20 protein-coding genes and 1 pseudogene are annotated in these 17573 nt (G+C 61.6%); 14 read left to right on the top strand and 7 right to left on the bottom strand.

Going from position 1 to position 17573, the window contains the following annotated elements:
- The first annotated feature begins 2 nt into the window (after nucleotides 1-2).
- The 4 genes from ygiD to BW989_RS02440 all read left to right on the top strand — a co-directional run bounded on the left by ygiD (nucleotide 3) and on the right by BW989_RS02440 (nucleotide 3109).
- Entirely contained in the window at nucleotides 3-803 is an 801-nt protein-coding gene (ygiD, locus tag BW989_RS02455; protein ID WP_129582787.1) for a 4,5-DOPA-extradiol-dioxygenase, read from the top strand.
- Entirely contained in the window at nucleotides 800-1390 is a 591-nt protein-coding gene (locus BW989_RS02450) for a class I SAM-dependent DNA methyltransferase (protein ID WP_076584973.1), read from the top strand. The genes ygiD and BW989_RS02450 overlap by 4 nt, the downstream gene beginning before the upstream one ends.
- Before the next feature lie 64 nt (nucleotides 1391-1454).
- Nucleotides 1455-2759 (top strand): polyhydroxyalkanoate depolymerase, encoded by a 1305-nt coding sequence (locus tag BW989_RS02445; protein ID WP_076584971.1) that lies wholly within the window; start codon nucleotides 1455-1457, stop codon nucleotides 2757-2759.
- 32 nt (nucleotides 2760-2791) lie between these two features.
- Entirely contained in the window at nucleotides 2792-3109 is a 318-nt protein-coding gene (locus BW989_RS02440; protein WP_076584969.1) for a DUF4153 domain-containing protein, read from the top strand.
- Nucleotides 3110-3180: 71 nt separating this feature from the next.
- Here the strand turns inward: BW989_RS02440 and BW989_RS02435 are convergent, their stop codons facing one another.
- Nucleotides 3181-4089: a sensor domain-containing protein gene (locus BW989_RS02435; RefSeq protein ID WP_076584967.1), complete on the bottom strand. Its 909-nt coding sequence runs from the start codon at nucleotides 4087-4089 to the stop codon at nucleotides 3181-3183.
- A complete protein-coding gene (locus BW989_RS02430; RefSeq protein WP_129582786.1) occupies nucleotides 4086-4445 on the bottom strand; it encodes a PadR family transcriptional regulator in 360 nt (119 codons plus the stop codon). Before BW989_RS02430 ends, BW989_RS02435 begins: the two co-directional genes overlap by 4 nt.
- Before the next feature lie 135 nt (nucleotides 4446-4580).
- On the opposite strand from BW989_RS02430, the gene BW989_RS02425 reads away from it, so the two are divergent.
- Together BW989_RS02425 and BW989_RS02420 are read left to right on the top strand one after the other, a co-directional pair.
- Complete coding sequence (locus BW989_RS02425) at nucleotides 4581-5501, top strand: peptidylprolyl isomerase (protein WP_076584963.1); 921 nt, start codon at nucleotides 4581-4583, stop codon at nucleotides 5499-5501.
- Nucleotides 5502-5596: 95 nt separating this feature from the next.
- A complete protein-coding gene (locus tag BW989_RS02420) occupies nucleotides 5597-5890 on the top strand; it encodes a hypothetical protein (RefSeq protein WP_076584961.1) in 294 nt (97 codons plus the stop codon).
- Nucleotides 5891-5899: 9 nt separating this feature from the next.
- Here the strand turns inward: BW989_RS02420 and BW989_RS02415 are convergent, their stop codons facing one another.
- A complete protein-coding gene (locus BW989_RS02415) occupies nucleotides 5900-6349 on the bottom strand; it encodes a copper chaperone PCu(A)C (protein WP_165688536.1) in 450 nt (149 codons plus the stop codon).
- 75 nt (nucleotides 6350-6424) lie between these two features.
- On the opposite strand from BW989_RS02415, the gene BW989_RS02410 reads away from it, so the two are divergent.
- Complete coding sequence (locus BW989_RS02410) at nucleotides 6425-7180, top strand: enoyl-CoA hydratase/isomerase family protein (RefSeq protein WP_076584959.1); 756 nt, start codon at nucleotides 6425-6427, stop codon at nucleotides 7178-7180.
- A gap of 3 nt (nucleotides 7181-7183) precedes the next feature.
- On the opposite strand, the gene BW989_RS02405 is transcribed toward BW989_RS02410, so the two are convergent.
- The 3 genes and pseudogenes from BW989_RS02405 to BW989_RS02395 all read right to left on the bottom strand — a co-directional run bounded on the left by BW989_RS02405 (nucleotide 7184) and on the right by BW989_RS02395 (nucleotide 9633).
- Nucleotides 7184-8053 (bottom strand): sulfurtransferase, encoded by an 870-nt coding sequence (locus BW989_RS02405; RefSeq protein ID WP_076584957.1) that lies wholly within the window; start codon nucleotides 8051-8053, stop codon nucleotides 7184-7186.
- Nucleotides 8050-8867 (bottom strand): annotated as a pseudogene (locus BW989_RS02400) (NUDIX hydrolase). The gene BW989_RS02405 and the pseudogene BW989_RS02400 overlap by 4 nt, the downstream one beginning before the upstream one ends.
- A 73-nt stretch (nucleotides 8868-8940) precedes the next feature.
- Nucleotides 8941-9633 carry an FKBP-type peptidyl-prolyl cis-trans isomerase N-terminal domain-containing protein gene (locus tag BW989_RS02395; RefSeq protein WP_076584955.1) on the bottom strand — a complete coding sequence of 231 codons (693 nt, stop codon included), beginning with the start codon at nucleotides 9631-9633 and terminating at the stop codon, nucleotides 8941-8943.
- Nucleotides 9634-9790: 157 nt separating this feature from the next.
- On the opposite strand from BW989_RS02395, the gene BW989_RS02390 reads away from it, so the two are divergent.
- The 3 genes from BW989_RS02390 (at nucleotide 9791) to nth (ending at nucleotide 11676) form a co-directional block, all read left to right on the top strand.
- Nucleotides 9791-10573, top strand: coding sequence for an enoyl-CoA hydratase/isomerase family protein (locus BW989_RS02390; protein WP_076584953.1), 783 nt, complete (start codon nucleotides 9791-9793; stop codon nucleotides 10571-10573).
- Nucleotides 10574-10927 (top strand): hypothetical protein, encoded by a 354-nt coding sequence (locus BW989_RS02385; RefSeq protein WP_076584951.1) that lies wholly within the window; start codon nucleotides 10574-10576, stop codon nucleotides 10925-10927.
- A gap of 98 nt (nucleotides 10928-11025) precedes the next feature.
- On the top strand, nucleotides 11026-11676 hold the full coding sequence (gene nth / locus BW989_RS02380) for an endonuclease III (protein ID WP_076584949.1): 651 nt from the start codon (nucleotides 11026-11028) through the stop codon (nucleotides 11674-11676).
- Between the two features lie 69 nt (nucleotides 11677-11745).
- Here nth and BW989_RS02375 read toward each other — a convergent pair whose 3' ends face one another.
- Nucleotides 11746-13044, bottom strand: coding sequence for an OprO/OprP family phosphate-selective porin (locus BW989_RS02375; RefSeq protein WP_076584947.1), 1299 nt, complete (start codon nucleotides 13042-13044; stop codon nucleotides 11746-11748).
- Nucleotides 13045-13338: 294 nt separating this feature from the next.
- On the opposite strand from BW989_RS02375, the gene pstS (BW989_RS02370) reads away from it, so the two are divergent.
- The 4 genes from pstS (BW989_RS02370) to pstA all read left to right on the top strand — a co-directional run bounded on the left by pstS (BW989_RS02370) (nucleotide 13339) and on the right by pstA (nucleotide 17570).
- On the top strand, nucleotides 13339-14349 hold the full coding sequence (pstS, locus tag BW989_RS02370; protein WP_425476637.1) for a phosphate ABC transporter substrate-binding protein PstS: 1011 nt from the start codon (nucleotides 13339-13341) through the stop codon (nucleotides 14347-14349).
- A 176-nt stretch (nucleotides 14350-14525) separates the two neighbouring features.
- Entirely contained in the window at nucleotides 14526-15611 is a 1086-nt protein-coding gene (gene pstS / locus BW989_RS02365) for a phosphate ABC transporter substrate-binding protein PstS (RefSeq protein ID WP_076584942.1), read from the top strand.
- 106 nt (nucleotides 15612-15717) lie between these two features.
- Complete coding sequence (pstC, locus tag BW989_RS02360) at nucleotides 15718-16680, top strand: phosphate ABC transporter permease subunit PstC (RefSeq protein ID WP_076584940.1); 963 nt, start codon at nucleotides 15718-15720, stop codon at nucleotides 16678-16680.
- Nucleotides 16680-17570, top strand: coding sequence for a phosphate ABC transporter permease PstA (gene pstA / locus BW989_RS02355; RefSeq protein ID WP_076584938.1), 891 nt, complete (start codon nucleotides 16680-16682; stop codon nucleotides 17568-17570). Before pstC ends, pstA begins: the two co-directional genes overlap by 1 nt.
- Nucleotides 17571-17573 lie beyond the last annotated feature (3 nt).

Below are 17573 nucleotides of genomic sequence, written 5' to 3'. Positions count from 1 at the left end.
GGATGAACGACACAACGACAGCACAAACACAGCCGGTGATCTTCATCGGCCACGGCTCGCCAATGAACGCCATCGAAGACAACGACTGGTCGCGTGCCTGGCGCGCGCTCGGCACGCGCTTGTCGAAACCCCGCGCGATCCTGTGCATCTCCGCACATTGGACAAGCCCGGGCGTGCTTTTGGGCGCAGCGAAAAAACCACGCACCATCCATGACTTTGGTGGCTTCCCGCCCGCCCTTTTCCAAGTCCAGTATCCGGCACCCGGTGACCCCGAACTCGCGGCGCGGGTTGCATCGATGCTGGATCCTGCGCTCGCACCGCAGTTGGATGCGGGATACGGCCTCGACCACGGTGCTTGGCAGGTGCTGGTGCACCTGTTCCCGGAGGCCGATGTGCCGGTGGTGCAGCTCAGCCTGGATCTGCGCCGCCCCGGCGCGCAGCATTTCGCCATCGGCAGGATGCTCGGCGCGCTGCGCGATGAAGGCGTTCTGATTCTCGCCAGCGGCAACATCGTGCATAACTTGGGACTGCTCAATTTCCGCAATCCCGAGCCGCCTGCTTGGGCGACAGCGTTCCGCGACAGGGTCAACAGCCTGATCGCCGCCGGTGATTTCACGGCGCTGGCCAATTTCGAGGACCTGCCGGACAACCGCCTTGCCATCCCCACGCCCGAGCATTACCTGCCACTGTTGTACGCACTGGCCTGCGCACGGGCGGGTGATTCGCTGGAGCTATTCAATGACGATGTGTGGAGCACGTTGTCGATGACCTCGCTCGCCCTCGGCATGGGCCGTGCACCATGAGCAAGACGTATGACCAGGCTTACTTCGACCGCTGGTATCGCCGCGAAGGCATCGGCGGCGCGGCGCGCTTGGCGCGCAAGGTCGCGCTGGCCGTCGCGATGGCCGAGTACCATCTGGAACGCCCGATCCAGAGCGTGCTGGATGTGGGGTGCGGCGAAGGTGCATGGCGTGCGCCGCTGATGAAGCTGCGCCCGAGGCTGCAATACATCGGTTTCGACAATAGCGAGTATGCAGTGCGCCGTTATGGCCGCAGCCGCAACATCCACTACGCGCGCTTTGGGGATTTCGAATATCTGCGTCCCTGCCCGCCGGTAGATCTTCTGATCTGCAGCGACGTGCTCCATTACCTGCCGACACGGGAACTCAATCGCGGCCTGCCGGGCCTGGCGGATTTGTGCGGTGGTGTCGCCTTCATCGAAATGTTCGCGAAGGAAGACGCGGCCATTGGTGACGAGGACGAGTTCCAATCCCGGCCCGCACGGTTCTATCGCGAACGGCTGGGTAAACTTGGCTTTGCGCAGATCGGCTCGCATGGCTGGTTGTCGCCACGCATCGCACATCACGCCACGGCGCTTGAACGGAGCTGAAGCCCCCACGGCAAGCCGACTAACTTTCCGGTATGCTGCGACGCAGCATTCCACTGGAACTCCCATGCTCCTTTATCAGATGCACGAGAACGCCCGCGCCTGGATGGCCCCGCTGACCTATTGGTCGGATGCGGTCGCCAAGATGTACACCGCACAGGGCAGCTGGCTATCAGGTCTACCTGGCGCCCAACGCGTGGCTGCCGGTTACGACCTCTTGTATCGCGTCGGCAAGGATTACGAGAAGCCTGGATTCGGCATCCACGAGATCGAAGTCGATGGCGTCAACATCCCGGTCGTCGAGCGCGTCGCGCTGGCCAAGCCATTCTGCCGCCTCCTGCGTTTCAAGCGCTACCACGATCAGGCCGATGGTCTCAGCCGGATGAAGGACGACCCGACGGTGTTGATCGTTGCACCGCTCTCGGGACACCACAGCACCTTGCTGCGCGACACGGTCAAGACGATGCTGCCTGACCACAAGGTGTACATCACCGACTGGACCGATGCGCGCATGGTGCCGAAAGAAGCTGGCGCGTTTCATCTGGATGATTACGTGGCCTACATCGAGGAATTCATCCGCCACATTGGCGCGGACAATCTGCATGTGGTCAGCGTGTGCCAGCCTACCGTGCCTGTTCTGGCCGCGGTGTCGTTGATGGCGGCTCGCGGCGAGGCTACTCCGCGTACGTTGACGATGATGGGCGGCCCTATCGATGCGCGTGAATCACCGACTGCGGTCAATAATCTGGCAATGCGCCGACCGCTCAGCTGGTTCGAGCAGAACCTGATCCACACGGTACCGGCCAACTATCCGGGTGGTGGCCGCAAGGTGTATCCGGGCTTCCTTCAGCACATGGGGTTTGTCGCGATGAACCCAGAGCGGCACGCGATGTCGCACTGGGACTACTACCAGGATCTGGTGCAGGGTGATGAAGAAACGGCCGCCTCGCACCGCCGCTTCTACGACGAATACAACGCCGTTCTCGATATGCCGGCGGAGTACTACATCGACACCATTCGCACCGTGTTCCAGGACTACGCACTGCCGCGCGGCCTGTGGAGGGTGAATGGCGAGCGTGTCGATGCCGGCAAGATCCACGACACGGCCCTACTCACCATCGAAGGCGAGCTGGACGATATCTCCGGCGAAGGGCAAACCCGCGCCGCGCTGAAGCTTTGCGACAACGTGCCGGCATCGCGCAAGCAGCACATCACGGTGAAGGGCGCGGGTCATTACGGCATCTTCAGTGGCAAGCGCTGGCGCAGCCAGGTGTATCCGCAGGTGCGTGATTTCATTGCGGCCAACCAAGAGGCGCCGAAGAAGCCGACCAAGCGGGTTGTCAAGAAGAAAGCGGCTGCACGCAAGGCCTGAAGCAAAAGAACCTGCCTCGATTAGGAGCCTGTATGTCCGATCAAAACGACTCACTGGACACCTTGGTATCAGCCAGCGGCACACTTGCCGGCATCGGCTTGGCTTTGGTCGGCATCCTGTCTGCCAAGAACACGCTCACCAAGACCGAAACCATCGCTGACGACTTCTTCCTGTTTTCGTCCATTGGCTTCCTTGTCGTGCTGGCTATCTGCTATCTGGCACAGAAGGAAAAGTCGCCGTCGCGTACCCAAAAGACCCAGAAGACCCAGAAGACCGCCGAATGGATCTTCTCCATCTCACTGGTGCTGTTGCTGATCGCGGGTTTCGTGCTGGTCTACACCGAGATCTGAACCGTGTTGGGCGTGGTCGCGTGATGAAAAGCCCGGCTTGCGCCGGGCTTCCTGTTTAGAGCGATGATCGATCAATTCTTGACCAGCAGGTTCTTGGCGATCAGGCCATGGAGTCGTCCAGCCCAGCGTGCAACATGCATGGTCAGCAACAACACGACGAACCCGGCCAAGATCACGATCGGTATCAGCCAAGGCTGATTGGACACAACATCCTCACCCCCGATACTGACGATCACCACGTTATCGCTGACCAGGCTGATCAACGGCGAGAACATCAGCGCGAGTGCGGTTGAAAGACCGGTGACGGCAATCGTGAAGTACGCCAAGCCCAGTGGCAGCATCAACAAGAAATACAAGAAGGTGCCCCAGGTGCGTGCATCGGTAAACATCGCGCCGATACGCTTGAGCAATGGCTGCTCCACGTCGCTGTAAAGTGGGCGACGCGGCATGCGCTCGCCCAGCATCACTTCGACCAAACGCCCTTCGACCAAGGCCAGCACGCGCGTCGCGCCGACGAACAACACCACGAATGGCAGGCCGATGATCAGGATAGACAGGCCCAGCGACAGACTTGCGCCAGTCACCGTCCAGGTGAAATAGAAGATGCCAGTCGCGATTGAAAGCAGCATGTAGAACAAGGCGCCGTAGGTGCGTGAGTCGACGAACACCCCGAAGATCTTCTGCCAGACCGAAGGCCCGTTGTCTTTTTTCTGAACCGCGCGTGGCGGACGCAACGCAGTCTGCACTTTCACTTCGGTGTCGCGGTAGATATCGGCGACTTCGTCCGGGGCGCCGTAGCTGCTGGCGACATCCGCGATCACCTCAGCCTCGGTCTTGCCGGGGTTGGCGGCGAGCTCGGCGCGCAGGTACTCCTCGGCGTCGTACAGCGCGTCATGGATCATCGCAGCATCGGCCCCCTCCAGCGATTTGCGCAATTGCGCCAAATAGGCGGGGATGGTGGTCGGCAGCACGGTGTTCATTTGAAGTTCCCCTTCAGAACGTGATCAACGGAATCTCGGGTGGCGCGCCAGGCCTCGGCCCAGTGGGTGAGCGTGACGTGGCCGAGGTCGGTGGCGCGGTAATAACGACGAGGCGGCCCGCTGTCTGACGGCTCGACGAAACTCTCCAGGAGACCTGCAGCCTCCAGATTGCGTAGCACGGGATAGAGCGCGCTCTGCTTGCCCGACAACACACCGTCCAGCTGCTCCAGCGACTTGGCGATTTGATAGCCGTACATCGGCGACTCGGCATCGGCCACTACGGCCAGTAGCGCCAGCGATACGGTGCCAGCGGACAACTCTTTCTGGAATTTGCGCAACAACAGGTCGTCTTCCATCACCAGTTCCTCGGTGGATGTAGGTCACTCTATTGTTAATTTCGATATAGCGAATGTGCCAGTAGTAACTCCCTGCCAAGATTCGACATCGACCAGCTATGCTCCGGCTTTAATTACTGATCACCGGAGCCTTCGATGCGCCGTTTGCCGCTCGCCCTCGCCTTGTCCGCCCTGCTTCCCTTTGTCGCCTTGGCTCAAGCCGAGCCCGCCGCAAAAGGGACCAAGTACCGCAGCGCCAAGGAGATCATCGATGCGGCGCCGGACAGCGCCTGGCGTGACCTGGACCCGGCCAATACGCTGTACATGGAGCTGCCGGCCGGCCGCGTGGTGATCGAGCTGGCTCCCGGTTTCGCGCCGGAGCACGTGGCCAACATCAAGACCATGGCCAAGGGCGGCTTCTGGGATGGCACCAGCATCTACCGCGCACAGGACAACTTCGTGGTCCAGTTTGGCGATGTAGATGCGGACGATGCCGCCAAGGCCAAGAAACACCCCGCCGGCACCAAGGAGAAGCTGCCCGCCGAATTCACCCGCAAGGGACCGGCCAGGTTCGACCGCTTGAAGGACAAGGACGGCTGGGCACCGCAGGTCGGCTTCACCGATGGTTTCGCGGTCGGGCATGACCCGGCCAAGAAAGAAACCTGGATCGCGCATTGCTATGGCGCACTCGGCGCGGGCCGCAACAACGCACCCGATAGCAGCATCGGCGCGGAGTTGTATGTGGTGATCGGCCAGGCCCCGCGTGCACTCGACAAGCAATTGACCATGGTGGGCCGCGTCGTGCAGGGGATGTCGCTGCTCAGCGCCACGCCACGTGGCCCTGAACCGATGGGCTTCTACGAAGACCCCGCTCAGCGCGCGCCGATCACCGCCATTCGCCTCGCCAGCGACGTCCCGGCGGCCGAGCGAACGAATCTGCAAATCCTGCGTACCGACAGCCAGGCCTTCATCGACGCCACCGAGGCGCGCCGCAATCGCAAGGATGATTTCTACACGATTCCCGCAGGCCATATTGACCTATGCAATGTGCCGCTACCGGTCCGCACCAAGAAATGAACGACAGGTGGTGCAACGACGGGGGTGAACAAATTTCTCACCCGACTGTCGCTGCACGCTGCTAGCCTTTGCCTACCCCAGCCAGAGTCCTTGCCATGCCCATGCTCAAGATGCGCATCACCGGTAGCGAAGACGACGTCCGCGCCATCTCCAACCTGTTGCAAAGCATCGACGGCATCGAGCATGTCGAAGAAATCGCCGACCTCATGTCGCACATGGACGATGACGACTCCAGCTCCTCTGGCCTGAGCGATGTCGGCGGCCCCGACGTGCACGAGATCGAAGTGGATGCACCGAACGCGGCCACCGCGCGTCGCGTGCGGCAGGCGCTGGAAGAGCTGGCATTCGAGCTCGACGCGATGGTCGAGTTCGAAGAAGAAGACGAGTAACGCGCCTGGTCAGTCCGGCTTGCGGGCGATGAACTCGCCCAACATCTCGCGACCATCCGACAGCGTGAACACGACGGCGATGCGGGTGCCCGGCTTCACCGGCCTCACCGGATCCATCAACATCAGATGCATGCCGCCGGGCTTCAGCGTGGCGGCCTCCTTCGGTGCGATGCGCAACTCCTTCAACTGACGCATCCGATTCACGCCATCGATGTTGCGGCTTTCGTGCAGCTCCACATCGCCATAACTGACGCTTTTGACGCCAACGATCGTAGCCGGTTGGGCGCAGGTGTTGTCGATGCGGGCAAAACCGGCATGCATGGGCATCCCGCCTGGCAAGAGGCGAATCCAACCTTGCTGGACCTGCGGCATGCAGCTGGTTTTTTCGCGTGCGATGGCAGGCATGGCCGCGACAACACCTAACGCAAGCAGGAGCGGAGCAAAACGTGCGATCTTCATGAGCAGCATGATAACGGTCGGCACCTGCAGTAACTTGACCACAGGCCAACCGACAAAGCTTCCACGGAGCTACCGATGATCGACATCCACCAGCACGGCCCTTTCGCCCATCTGCGGTTGGCGCGCCCACCCGTCAACGCACTCAACCCCGAGCTTTGCCTCGCACTGGTTGCAGCCGTGGATGAAGCGGCCGCGGCGGGCAGCCATGGCATCCTGCTCAGCGGCGGCGCGCGCGTGTTTTCCGCCGGCCTTGATGTGCCCTATCTGATGTCATTGGGCGATGATCGCGCTGCCTTGCGCACGGCATGGGAGGCATTTTTTGCCGCCGCGCGTGCCCTTGCCAACAGCCCGATTCCCGTAGCGGTAGCGATGGAAGGCCACGCGCCGGCGGGTGGCTGCGTGCTCGCGCTGTGCTGCGACTACCGGGTGATGGCCGACGCACCGATCCAGATAGGACTCAACGAAACGCATGTCGGTCTGGCCGTACCGCAGAGCGTGCAAATCCTCTTGCATCGCACGATTGGTCATCGCCGCGCCGAGCGCATGTTGTTGGTAGGCGCCATGGTCGAAGCCCGCGAAGCCCAAGCAATCGGCCTGGTCGATGCACTCGCCACGCCGGGCAATGCCGAGGCGGAAGCATTGGGATGGCTGGAGAGTCTGGAAGGCCTGCCACGTGCGCCGATGTTGGCCACGCGTGCGCTGTCGCGCGCTGACATGATCGAAGCACTATCGACTGACCGACTCGACATCGACCAACCCTTGCGCGATTGGCAACACCCGGATACCCAACACGCGCTACGTGCTTTGCTGGCGCGCTTGGGTAAAGGCTGAGGCTCAGGCCTCGCCCGTCGCGATAGGCCTGGCTGAGTCTGAAATCCAGCCACTCCACGACCCTTTGTACAGTTTTGCACCCTGCAAGCCCGCATGCGCCATCGCGAGCAGATGATGGCAGGCGGTCACGCCCGAGCCACACATCGCCACCATGTCGGACGGTGTGCGCCCGCCTAGCAGTTCGGCGAACTCGGCGAACAATTCATCGCGCGATTTGAAGCGGCCATCTTCGGCAAGGTTCGCCATGAAGGGACGATTCACCGCGCCCGGCACATGGCCGGCTGTTTTGTCGATGGGTTCGACCTCGCCACGGAATCGCTCAGGTGCTCGCGCATCCACCAACAGACCGCCATGTTCGACATGTGCGGCAACGTCATCATGATCAAACAAGCGACCGTAAGCGAAGTCACCCGGATATGGCGCAACAGCATCATGCAACGATGGCGCTTCGATTTGGATCGGCAAACCTGCGGCCTGCCATGCCTTCAAACCACCATCGAGTACCGCGATGCGCTCGTGGCCGATCATGCGCAAGAGACACCAGGCACGCGAAGCGTACATGCCGTTGTCGGCGTCGTAGGCCACCACCTGCGTGTGCGGGGTAATGCCCCAGCGTGACAGCGTGCGGGCGAGATCTTCTGCACGGGGCCATGGATGACGTCCCTGCCCGAGCTGCGACATGTCGGAGAGATCGCGCTCCAGGTTGGCGTGGAACGCGCCGGGTAGATGACCTTGCGCGTAGATGCGCGCACCGGCGTCGGGATCAGTCAGCACCGATCGGCAATCAAGCAGGACGATGTCGTTACCCTCAGTCGCGTCGGCAAGCGAAGCAACATCGATCAAAGTGCTCCAAAATGGAATGTCAGCATTCATGGCAGAGCCTCCAGGCGTTGGCGCAGGTTGTCGATGATGATCGCGGTCGCGCCCCAAACGCGCGCGGGTGTGCCGCCTGGCCACGGGTGCAATTCGGCGATGCGGCGCACACGTCCCTGCCACGGTACTTCGGCGTGGAAAAGCGTGTCGGGTGCCAGTATGAAGTCGAGCGGCAGCTCGAAGACTTGAGCGACTTCCGCAGGATCGGGGATGGCGTGGTAATCAGCATCGATGCGTGCGACTAGCGGCACCACGCGGAAACCGGTGATGGTCGCCATCGGGTCGAGGAAGCCCAGCGGCTCGATCAAAGCAGCACCGACCCCGATTTCCTCATGCGTTTCGCGCAAGGCCGCTGCGATCACATCGGCATCGTCCAACTCGACCGCACCGCCGGGAAAACTGACTTGGCCGGCGTGATGGCGCAGCTGATCGGTGCGTCGGGTAAACACGACCTGCGTCCCGCTGGAACGCTCAACCAAGCCGACCAACACCGCAGCCTCGCGCAATGCGGGCGGCATCAGGTCTTCCAGTTCGTCGTGGTTCCAGGGTTTGTCGGCAGGCGGCGTGGCCAAGGGGCGCAACGCCTGTTGAATGCGCTGGAGCATGCCGTCGCTCATTCGCCTGCAGGCACCACCGGCTGCCAACCCCGCGCGGGCAGGATCTCGTGCATGTAGCGACTGCGTTCTGCGTCGCTCATCTGGCGCCAGAAGGCGATTTCCTGACCACTGCGACGACATCCCAGGCACAGGCCCGCGGGATCCAGCTGGCATACGCCGCTGCAGGGGCTGGCGATGGTGGCGAGGGAGTTGCTCATCAAAAACTATTGATCCGGAAAAGAAAAACGCCGGCCCCTCCGCAGGAACCGGCGTTCATCATGCCATTCGATCTTACTGGACGTTGACCAGCTTGATCTCGAAGGCGACTGCGACGTTGGGCGGGAAGCCCGAACGCGGATCAGCACCAAAGGCCTTTTCCGGCGGCAAGACGACTTCCCACTTCGAGCCCATCGGCATCTGGGTAATCACGTCACGCATGGCCTGCATTTCGATCTCGCTGACCTTGACGTTAGGGGTCTGCGGCTGCACGGCCTGCTGCGGGCGCGTACCGTAGGGCAGCGGGCCCAGCACCTGCAGGGACACGGTATTGGTCAGCGCGGGCTTGCGACCGGTGCCGTTCTCCAGCACGCGGTACATCACGCCGCCCGGCAGCGTCTTGACGCCGGCCTGGGTCTTGTACTGGTTCAGGTACTGGGTGCTCTTGGTGCGATTTTCACCGGCGATCTTGTTGTACTCGGCTTGGGCCGCCTGGGCCTTGGCCTGCTGGCGCTTCTGGAAAGCTTCCAGCGCGGGCTTGGCCTGGTCCGGGGTGATCGCCGGGTCTTTCTTGGCCAGACCGTCCTGCACGGCCTTGATCACGGCCGCGTTGTCGACCGGCTCGCCGCTTTCGGCCAAGTTACGGGCGAAGTCATAGCCAAACGCATAGCTCAGCTTGCCCTTCTCGGAGTTCAGGTCCTGCGCACCGGCAACGCCCGCGGTCAGGGTGAGAGCCGCGACAGCGGCGGCCAGCAAACGCAATTTCATAGACATCTCTCTGTAGTGGGGTAGGCGTTATGCCCGTAAAACAACGCGTTAGGATAGTCGGCTACGGCCTTAACCGCCACTGACGCCAGATTGACCACGGCTGAGGCCGATGGTTCCCCATTCATTTACCCCGGCTATACGCCGTTTGCGAGGATTCATGTCCGAGTCTCCCCTGCTGATCGAAACCCGTGATGGTATCCGTACCATCACGGTCAACCGCCCCGACAAACTTAATGCGCTCAACAGCGCGACGCTGGATGCGTTGCATCAGGCCTTTGATGAGGCCGCGGTCGATGCCAACGTTCGCGTGGTGGTATTGACCGGCGCAGGCGAGAAGGCCTTTGTCGCCGGCGCGGACATCAGCGAGATGAATGGTTTGACGCCGGTCGAAGGCCGCGATTTCTCCCTGCGCGGTCAACGCATGATGCGTCGCGTCGAGAAGATGCCGAAGCCGGTCATCGCGGCGGTGAACGGCTTCGCGCTGGGCGGCGGTCTGGAGCTGGCGATGTGCTGTCACCTGCGCATCGCGGGTGACAACGCCAAGGTCGGCCAGCCGGAGATTAACCTGGGCCTCATCCCCGGCTTTGGTGGTAGCCAGCGATTGCTGCGTCTGGCGGGTCGCGCCGCCACGTTGGAACTGTGCCTGGTCGGCGCGCCGATCAACGCCGAACGCGCACGCGAGCTCGGCATCATCAACCGCGTGGTGCCGGCCGCCGAACTGCAGGCCGAAACCATGAAGCTGGCCACCCAACTGGCCAATGCCGCCCCGCTGGCCCTGCGCGCAATGCTGGACTGCGTGAACATCGGCGGCGAGTGCGGCATCGAGGAAGGGCTTGAATACGAATCCGCGCAGTTCGGCCTGGTGTTCTCCACCGAGGACATGCGCGAGGGCACCAGCGCCTTCCTCGAAAAGCGCAAACCGACGTTCACGGGTCGCTAAGTGTCAGCGGCTTCGGGCATCAACTTCGTGGCCATCGCGCATGCACTGCGCAAGGATGATGTCGATGCCGCGATCCAACTCGGCCTTCTCGATTGGGGTGGCGATGCCGCTTCGCTGGTTGATGTACTGGGCGAAGCCGACATCGCCCTGCTCCATCGCGTACACCACGAACGCTTGACCGCATTGGCCGCACGCGATCGTTACCGCGCCCGTAATGCGCGGCTGGAACGATGGCAGGCCGAGCGTCGGCAACGGCAAGCGGAATCCGTGACGACAGACAACAAGGGCTCACCCGCACTGACAGGCGCGGCGGCGGCGGCATTGGCTCGCGCGTTGGCGAAGGCCAAGCGATGAGCCCCGCATGCACGAAAAAACCTGCCGTGAAGAGGGCGGCAAAGAAAGTTGCGGCATCGAAAACATCCAAGCCGAAGTTCCCACGCAAATCGAAACTGATGACGCCTGTGGAAATCAGCGAAGCTTTCCGCCGTTGGCACGACCTGGAACCCGAGCCGAAAACGGAACTCGAATACACCACGCCTTTCGAATTGCTTGTCGCGGTTGCGTTATCGGCGCAGGCAACCGACGTCGGCGTCAACAAGGCAACGCGCAAGCTTTACCCCGTCGCCAACACACCCGCCGCGATTACCGCCCTGGGCGTGGAAGGTTTGAAGCCCTACATCGCCACTATTGGTTTGTTCAATACCAAGGCCGCGAATGTCGTGGCCTTGTCGGAACAGCTGCTGGAGCGCCATGGCGGCGAAGTACCGGCGGATCGCGCGGCGCTTGAAGCCCTGCCCGGCGTTGGCCGCAAGACGGCGAACGTGGTGCTCAACACCGCTTTCGGCCAACACACGATGGCAGTGGACACGCATATTTTTCGCGTCGCCAATCGGATGGGACTGGCACCGGGCAAGGATGTTCGCGCGGTGGAGAACGCCTTGATCAAACGTGTGCCTGCCCCATACCTGCGCCATGCCCACCACTGGCTGATCCTGCACGGGCGTTACATTTGCAAGGCCCGCAAGCCCGATTGTGCGTTATGCCCCGTGCTTGATCTATGCCACTGGCCGGAAAAGTCACTGGCGGGTACCGCCCCACGTTGACTCAGGCGGATGCAAAAAAAACGCCCCGGATTCCCGGGGCGTTCCTTCGATACTTTTTTGCCAGTGCGATCAGAACGCGAACTGCGTGCGCAAGGCGTACTGACCGGTCTTGTCGCCGTTGACTTCATTCTCGCCGCGCGTGTAGTTGAACATGAAACGCAGGTTCGGGTTCACGTAATAATTCACGCCGAAAATTGCCGAATTGGCACTGCGGTTGGCGATGTCCTTGTTCTCGATGGTGTCGTAACGCGCGGTCAACTCCCACGCGCCACCTTCCGGCACGGTGGCCGAGCCGAACACGCCGTTGGCGGATTTATAGGGCTTGTGGCCGCCGGTCAGCAGCCAGCTGCCCTGCACGTACCACGTATCCACTTGCTGGGCCGGACCGATCGGCATGTCGAAGTCGGCGCGCGCGTACTCACTCTGGAAGAACATCGGGCCGAACGAGCCGGCCGCTTCCACGCCCACCGTACTGATGCTCTTGGCGCTGCCGGCGGTGATCGCGGCAATGGTCTGCGAGGGGCCACGCCGACCGGCATAGTTCGCAACGGCGGTCATCGTCGGCGTGCCCTGGTTGCTGTTTTCGCTGCTATAGGACAGACCGAAGTGCAAGGTGTTCTCGGCATCGTTGATCGGCGCCCACGTAGCGCGACTGGCGAAGCCGATACCTTCGTTGCGCGCCGTCGGCGTGGCGCGCAGGGTGAATGCCGACGCACCCACGGTGTAGTTGGGGCCACCCATCAGGTACCCCACGCCCTGCTGGAATTGGCGGCCGTTATAGAGGCCGGTCGCGGAGGCGAACGGACGCTCCATCATCAGGATTTCATTCGAGCTGGTCAGCTCTTCCATCGAACGGTAGGGCTTGAAGTGACCGATGGTCAGCTTGCCCGGGCCAATTTGCTTGGCGATGTACAAATCACGCAGACCGTCCAGGTTGGTACCGGCGGCGAAATCCTGCTCCATCTTGTAGTCCCAACCCAGGGCCTTGCCTGACAAAGTCAGGCGCGCACGACGGAACTCATTGCCGGCGGTAACCGCAGCGCGATCACGATCAAACATATAGGTATCGAAGTGAATTCGGCCACCCAGCGATGCCTCGAACTTCTTGTCGGCCGAGGTAACCTTGATGCCGCCCTTGGTTTCCACTTTGGGCAGGTTGTCCGACAATTTGTCGAACTCTTCCTTGCTGGTCACGTTGATGTCCTGCTGGGCATCGGCGCGCTCTTCCAACTCAGTGACCTTGGACTCCAGCATCTTGATCTGCTCGCGCAAGGCAGCCAATTCGGCGCTGCTGGCGTTCTGGGCGTAAGCGGCAGGGCTAATGCCTGCAGCGGCGGCCAATGAAAGGGCCAGGACGGAAACTCGCATGGGTTACTCCACTCGGTAGTTGTGATGTGTCGGGCATCAAAGGCGATGCCGTTAAGGAAGCGTCAAAGCGGCGCCAGATTGTCTGAGCTATGTGACCATCAGGTGGATTAAATATTGCAGTTTGATGACGCGTGATCGTTATCCGATCAGCTTCGGGTATGTGGTGGAAAATTGCGCGCTTCTTCTGGGTGTCACCAAAACGTCATCTACTCATCAACGATCTGTCATCAATAACGCGTCGAATGCACTCCGATTCCTACCCATCCTGATTTCCCGGAGTGCACCGTGCGTAACATCTTCAAGACCACCTTCCCCGCGTTGGCGCTGGCCGCCGGCCTTAGTCTCAGTGCGCACGCCGCCGAATCTACGGGCGCAGGCGCTTCATTTGTGTATCCCGTGATGTCGAAGTGGTCGGCCGACTACGCCCGCACCACCGGCAACAAGATCAATTACCAATCGATTGGTTCCGGCGGCGGCATCGCCCAGATCAAAGCCGGCACGGTGAACTTCGGCTCGTCCGATGCTCCGCTTTCGCCGAAGGAGCTGGGCCAGTTCAAGTTGGCGCAATTCCCGTCGGTGATCGGCGGCGTGGTGCCCGCGATGAACATTCCCGGCGTCAAAGCCGGCGCAATGAAAATGGACGGCGACCTCTTAGCCGACATCTATCTGGGCAAGGTGACGATGTGGAACGACCCGCGCATCGTCGCACTCAACTCTGGCGTCAATCTGCCCGCCATGAAGATCACCGTGGTACGTCGCTCGGACGCGTCTGGCACCACCTTCAACTTCGTCAACTATTTGTCGAAGGTGAGCCCTGAGTGGAAGTCCAAAGTGGGCGAAGGCACTTCGGTGCGCTGGCCTGTCGGTATCGGCGGCAAGGGCAACGAAGGCGTGTCGGGTTACGTGAAGCAGATCAAGGGCGCGATTGGCTACGTCGAATTGTCATTTGCTTTGCAAAACAAGCTGGCCTACAGCCGCTTGAAGAACTCCGCGGGCAATTACATCGTCCCCAGCGACGACAGCTTCCAAGCCGCCGCTGCTAACGCCAACTGGGCGGCGAGCAAGGACTTCCACCTCGTTATGACCAATGCGCCGGGCGCAGAGAGCTGGCCGATCACCGCGACCAACTTCATCCTGATGCACCGCTCGCCGAAGAATGCGGCAGGCGCCAAGACCGCGAAGGAATTCTTCCGCTGGGTGTACGCCAATGGAGATGCGGAAGCACGCAAGCTGGGTTACGTGCCGCTGCCCGACGCCCTCGTCAAGCAAATCGAGACCTACTGGTCCAAGAACATGAATTACTGAGCCTCGGCTCACCTCCTCCAGTGAGCTAGATCTTGCGCGGGCTTCGGCCCGCGCTTTTTTTTCTGAACGGGCCGGCCAGAGATTTATGACGGCCCGTAACCTGTTTGTCACATAAAACGATTCCCATAGGTCAACCGCGAACCAGCGGCCCAGCCCAAGTCTATTCAGGAGTTGTCATGAAATCGAACCCGGTGCGCATCGCCGCCCTTGCCCTGGCCGCCGCCGCTTTCGTCGCAGGCTGCAAGCCGTCCGAATCCAGCAGCGCCCCGAATGCCGCCTCGGCCCAGGCCGAAGGCGCGGCTGCAGGTGACAAAGTCGCCGCCGAGATCACCGGCGCGGGTGCCAGCTTCATCTATCCGCTGATTTCCAAGTGGTCGGCCGATTACCACAAGGCCACGAGCAACAAGATCAACTACCAGTCGATCGGCTCGGGTGGCGGCATCGCCCAGATCAAAGCCGGCACGGTGGATTTCGGCTCGTCCGACAAGCCGCTGTCTTCCGAGGAACTCGCGCAGGCAGGTCTGGCCCAGTTCCCATCCGCGATCGGCGGCGTGGTCCCGGTGGTCAACATCCCCGGGATGGAAGCCGGCAAGTTGCGTTTCTCCGGCGCGGTCTTGGCCGACATTTACCTCGGTAAGATCACCACCTGGAACGATGCGCGCATTGCCGCTGAAAACCCCGGCGTGACCCTGCCGGGCGAGAAGATCCAGGTCGTGCGTCGCTCGGATGGCTCGGGCACCACCTTCAACTTCAGCAATTACCTGTCCAAGGTCAGCCCGGATTTCAAGAGCGCGATTGGTGAAGGCACCACGGTGAACTGGCCGGTCGGCATGGGCGGCAAGGGCAACGAAGGTGTCGCCGCCTACGTCAAGCAGATCAAACACTCGATCGGTTATGTCGAATTGTCGTACGCGCTGCAAAACAAGATGCCCTATGCATCGATGCAGAACGCCGCCGGCAACTGGGTCGCGCCGTCAGCCGAAAGCTTTGCCGCCGCTGCCGCCAGCGCCGATTGGGCCAATGCGAAAGACTTCAACCTGGTGATCACGAATGCACCGGGCGCCGAGGCTTGGCCGATCACCGCGACCAACTTCATCCTGATCTACAAGCAGCCGAAGGATGCCGCCAAGCAGCAGGCGACGCTCGATTTCTTCAAGTGGGCCTTCGCGCAAGGCCAAGCGCAAGCGCAGTCGCTGGACTACGTGCCGCTGCCGGCGGAACTGGTGCAGCAGGTCGAGGCTTATTGGGCTTCGCTCAAGTAATCCCGGCGACCACGACGCACGGGAGCGGATGGCCGCTTCCGTGCGTCATTGCAACGAATGAAATTTTGCGGGATGCGTCCCGCCACACCCGATCCGAGTCTTGTCGATGAATGCAGCTGCACTGCCCGCACCGGACGCCCGCAACCTGCGTGACGCACGCAATGACCGCGTGTTCCGCTGGCTTCTGACCGCGACCGCGATCTTCGTCCTCTTCACCTTGGCCGCTGCCGCCTTGTCGATGCTGTGGGGCGGCCGCAGCGTGTTGCAGAGCGAGGGCTTGTCGTTCTTCACATCCAGCGACTGGAACCCGGTCGAAGACAAATACGGTGCGCTGGTGCCGATCTACGGCACCATCGTCACTGCCATCATCGCGATGATCATCGCCGTGCCGGTCAGTTTCGGCATCGCCTTCTTCCTGACCGAGGTCGCACCGCGCTGGCTGCGCACACCGGTCGGCACCGCGATCGAGCTCCTGGCAGGCATTCCTTCGATCATCTACGGCATGTGGGGCTTCTTCATCCTGATGCCAGTGATGCGCGAAAGCATCATCCCGTGGATGGATGCACACCTGGGCACACTGCCCCTGATCGGCCGCCTGTTCCAGGGCCCACCGATCGGCGCCGGCATGCTGACCTCGGGCATCGTCCTGTCGATCATGGTCATCCCGTTCATCTCCTCGGTCATGCGCGAAGTGTTCATGACCGTACCGTCGCGCTTGAAAGAATCGGCCTATGCACTGGGCTCGACCAAGTGGGAAGTCAGCTGGGACATCGTGTTGCCCTACACGCGCTCGGCGGTGATCGGCGGCGTGTTCTTGGGCCTGGGCCGTGCATTGGGTGAGACGATGGCCGTCGCCTTCGTGATCGGCAACAGCGTGCAGTTCACCGCATCGCTGCTGGAGCCTTCGACCACGATTGCCGCGTTGATCGCGAATGACTTCGGCGAAGCCACCCAAACCTATCGCTCCGCGCTGCTGCTGCTCGGCTTCGTGCTCTTCATCGTCACCTTCATCGTGTTGGCGCTGGCGCGCCTGATGTTGATGCGCCTGTCGCAGAAGGAGGGCAGCTGATGTCCGCCGTCCAACTCCCTGCCAAGGATTTCAAGCGCGCCGATGCCCTGTATCGCCGCCGCAAGATCACCAACCTGATCGCGGTCGCCCTCGCAAATCTTGCAGCGCTGTTCGGCCTGCTGTTCCTCGGCTGGATCCTGTGGACCCTGGTGTCCAAGGGTATGGCCAGCCTCAATCTGAATCTTTTCACCATGGACCAGCCGCCGCCGATGGAAGAAGGCGGCATGCGCAACGCCATCATCGGCAGTTTGATGATGTGCGGCATGGGCATTTTGATAGGCACGCCGCTCGGTATTGCGGCAGGCACATGGCTGGCCGAATACGGCAATCGCACCAAGCTGGGCACGGTGGTGCGCTTCGTTAACGACATTCTGCTGTCTGCGCCATCCATCGTGCTGGGCTTGTTTGTCTATGCGATGTTCGTGATGACGACCGGCGGACGTTTTTCCGCGATTGCCGGCGCGCTGGCGCTCGCTTTCATCGTGCTGCCGGTGGTCGTGCGCACCACAGACGAGATGTTGCGCCTGGTCCCGATCACCATGCGCGAGGCGGCGCTGTCCTTGGGCGTGCCGCAGTGGAAGGTGACGATGCAGGTGCTGTACCGCTCTGCCCTGCCCGGTATCGTAACCGGCGTACTGCTCGCGCTGGCACGCATCTCCGGCGAAACCGCGCCACTGCTGTTCACCGCGTTCGGCAACGAATTCTTCAGCCTCGACCCGACCGGCGCGATGTCGGCCGTGCCGCTGGTGATGTACAAGTTCGCCGGTTCGGGCTTCGAGAACTGGGAAAAAATCGCCTGGGCCGGTGCGTTGGTGATCACCCTCTTCGTTCTCTTCGTCAGCCTGTTGGCACGCACGCTCCTGCTGCGCAACAAGATTTCCCATGACTAATCT

The organism is Solilutibacter tolerans (genome assembly GCF_900155935.1).
Taxonomy (GTDB): domain Bacteria; phylum Pseudomonadota; class Gammaproteobacteria; order Xanthomonadales; family Xanthomonadaceae; genus Solilutibacter; species Solilutibacter tolerans.
This window is presented reverse-complemented; position numbering and strand designations above follow the sequence as displayed.

What these genes read in the sequence shown, in the direction of transcription:
- BW989_RS02440 (WP_076584969.1), top strand. Translation starts at nt 2,792, where the DNA reads ATGTCCGATCAAAACGACTCACTGGACACCTTGGTATCAGCCAGCGGC.
- pstA (WP_076584938.1), top strand. Translation starts at nt 16,680, where the DNA reads ATGTCCGCCGTCCAACTCCCTGCCAAGGATTTCAAGCGCGCCGATGCC.
- BW989_RS02375 (WP_076584947.1), bottom strand. Translation starts at nt 13,044, where the DNA reads ATGCGAGTTTCCGTCCTGGCCCTTTCATTGGCCGCCGCTGCAGGCATT.
- BW989_RS02405 (WP_076584957.1), bottom strand. Translation starts at nt 8,053, where the DNA reads ATGAATGCTGACATTCCATTTTGGAGCACTTTGATCGATGTTGCTTCG.
- BW989_RS02390 (WP_076584953.1), top strand. Translation starts at nt 9,791, where the DNA reads ATGTCCGAGTCTCCCCTGCTGATCGAAACCCGTGATGGTATCCGTACC.
- BW989_RS02420 (WP_076584961.1), top strand. Translation starts at nt 5,597, where the DNA reads ATGCCCATGCTCAAGATGCGCATCACCGGTAGCGAAGACGACGTCCGC.
- BW989_RS02445 (WP_076584971.1), top strand. Translation starts at nt 1,455, where the DNA reads ATGCTCCTTTATCAGATGCACGAGAACGCCCGCGCCTGGATGGCCCCG.
- BW989_RS02435 (WP_076584967.1), bottom strand. Translation starts at nt 4,089, where the DNA reads ATGAACACCGTGCTGCCGACCACCATCCCCGCCTATTTGGCGCAATTG.
- BW989_RS02395 (WP_076584955.1), bottom strand. Translation starts at nt 9,633, where the DNA reads ATGAAATTGCGTTTGCTGGCCGCCGCTGTCGCGGCTCTCACCCTGACC.
- ygiD (WP_129582787.1), top strand. Translation starts at nt 3, where the DNA reads ATGAACGACACAACGACAGCACAAACACAGCCGGTGATCTTCATCGGC.
- BW989_RS02450 (WP_076584973.1), top strand. Translation starts at nt 800, where the DNA reads ATGAGCAAGACGTATGACCAGGCTTACTTCGACCGCTGGTATCGCCGC.
- nth (WP_076584949.1), top strand. Translation starts at nt 11,026, where the DNA reads ATGACGCCTGTGGAAATCAGCGAAGCTTTCCGCCGTTGGCACGACCTG.
- BW989_RS02410 (WP_076584959.1), top strand. Translation starts at nt 6,425, where the DNA reads ATGATCGACATCCACCAGCACGGCCCTTTCGCCCATCTGCGGTTGGCG.
- pstC (WP_076584940.1), top strand. Translation starts at nt 15,718, where the DNA reads ATGAATGCAGCTGCACTGCCCGCACCGGACGCCCGCAACCTGCGTGAC.
- BW989_RS02425 (WP_076584963.1), top strand. Translation starts at nt 4,581, where the DNA reads ATGCGCCGTTTGCCGCTCGCCCTCGCCTTGTCCGCCCTGCTTCCCTTT.
- BW989_RS02415 (WP_165688536.1), bottom strand. Translation starts at nt 6,349, where the DNA reads ATGAAGATCGCACGTTTTGCTCCGCTCCTGCTTGCGTTAGGTGTTGTC.
- pstS (WP_076584942.1), top strand. Translation starts at nt 14,526, where the DNA reads ATGAAATCGAACCCGGTGCGCATCGCCGCCCTTGCCCTGGCCGCCGCC.
- BW989_RS02430 (WP_129582786.1), bottom strand. Translation starts at nt 4,445, where the DNA reads ATGGAAGACGACCTGTTGTTGCGCAAATTCCAGAAAGAGTTGTCCGCT.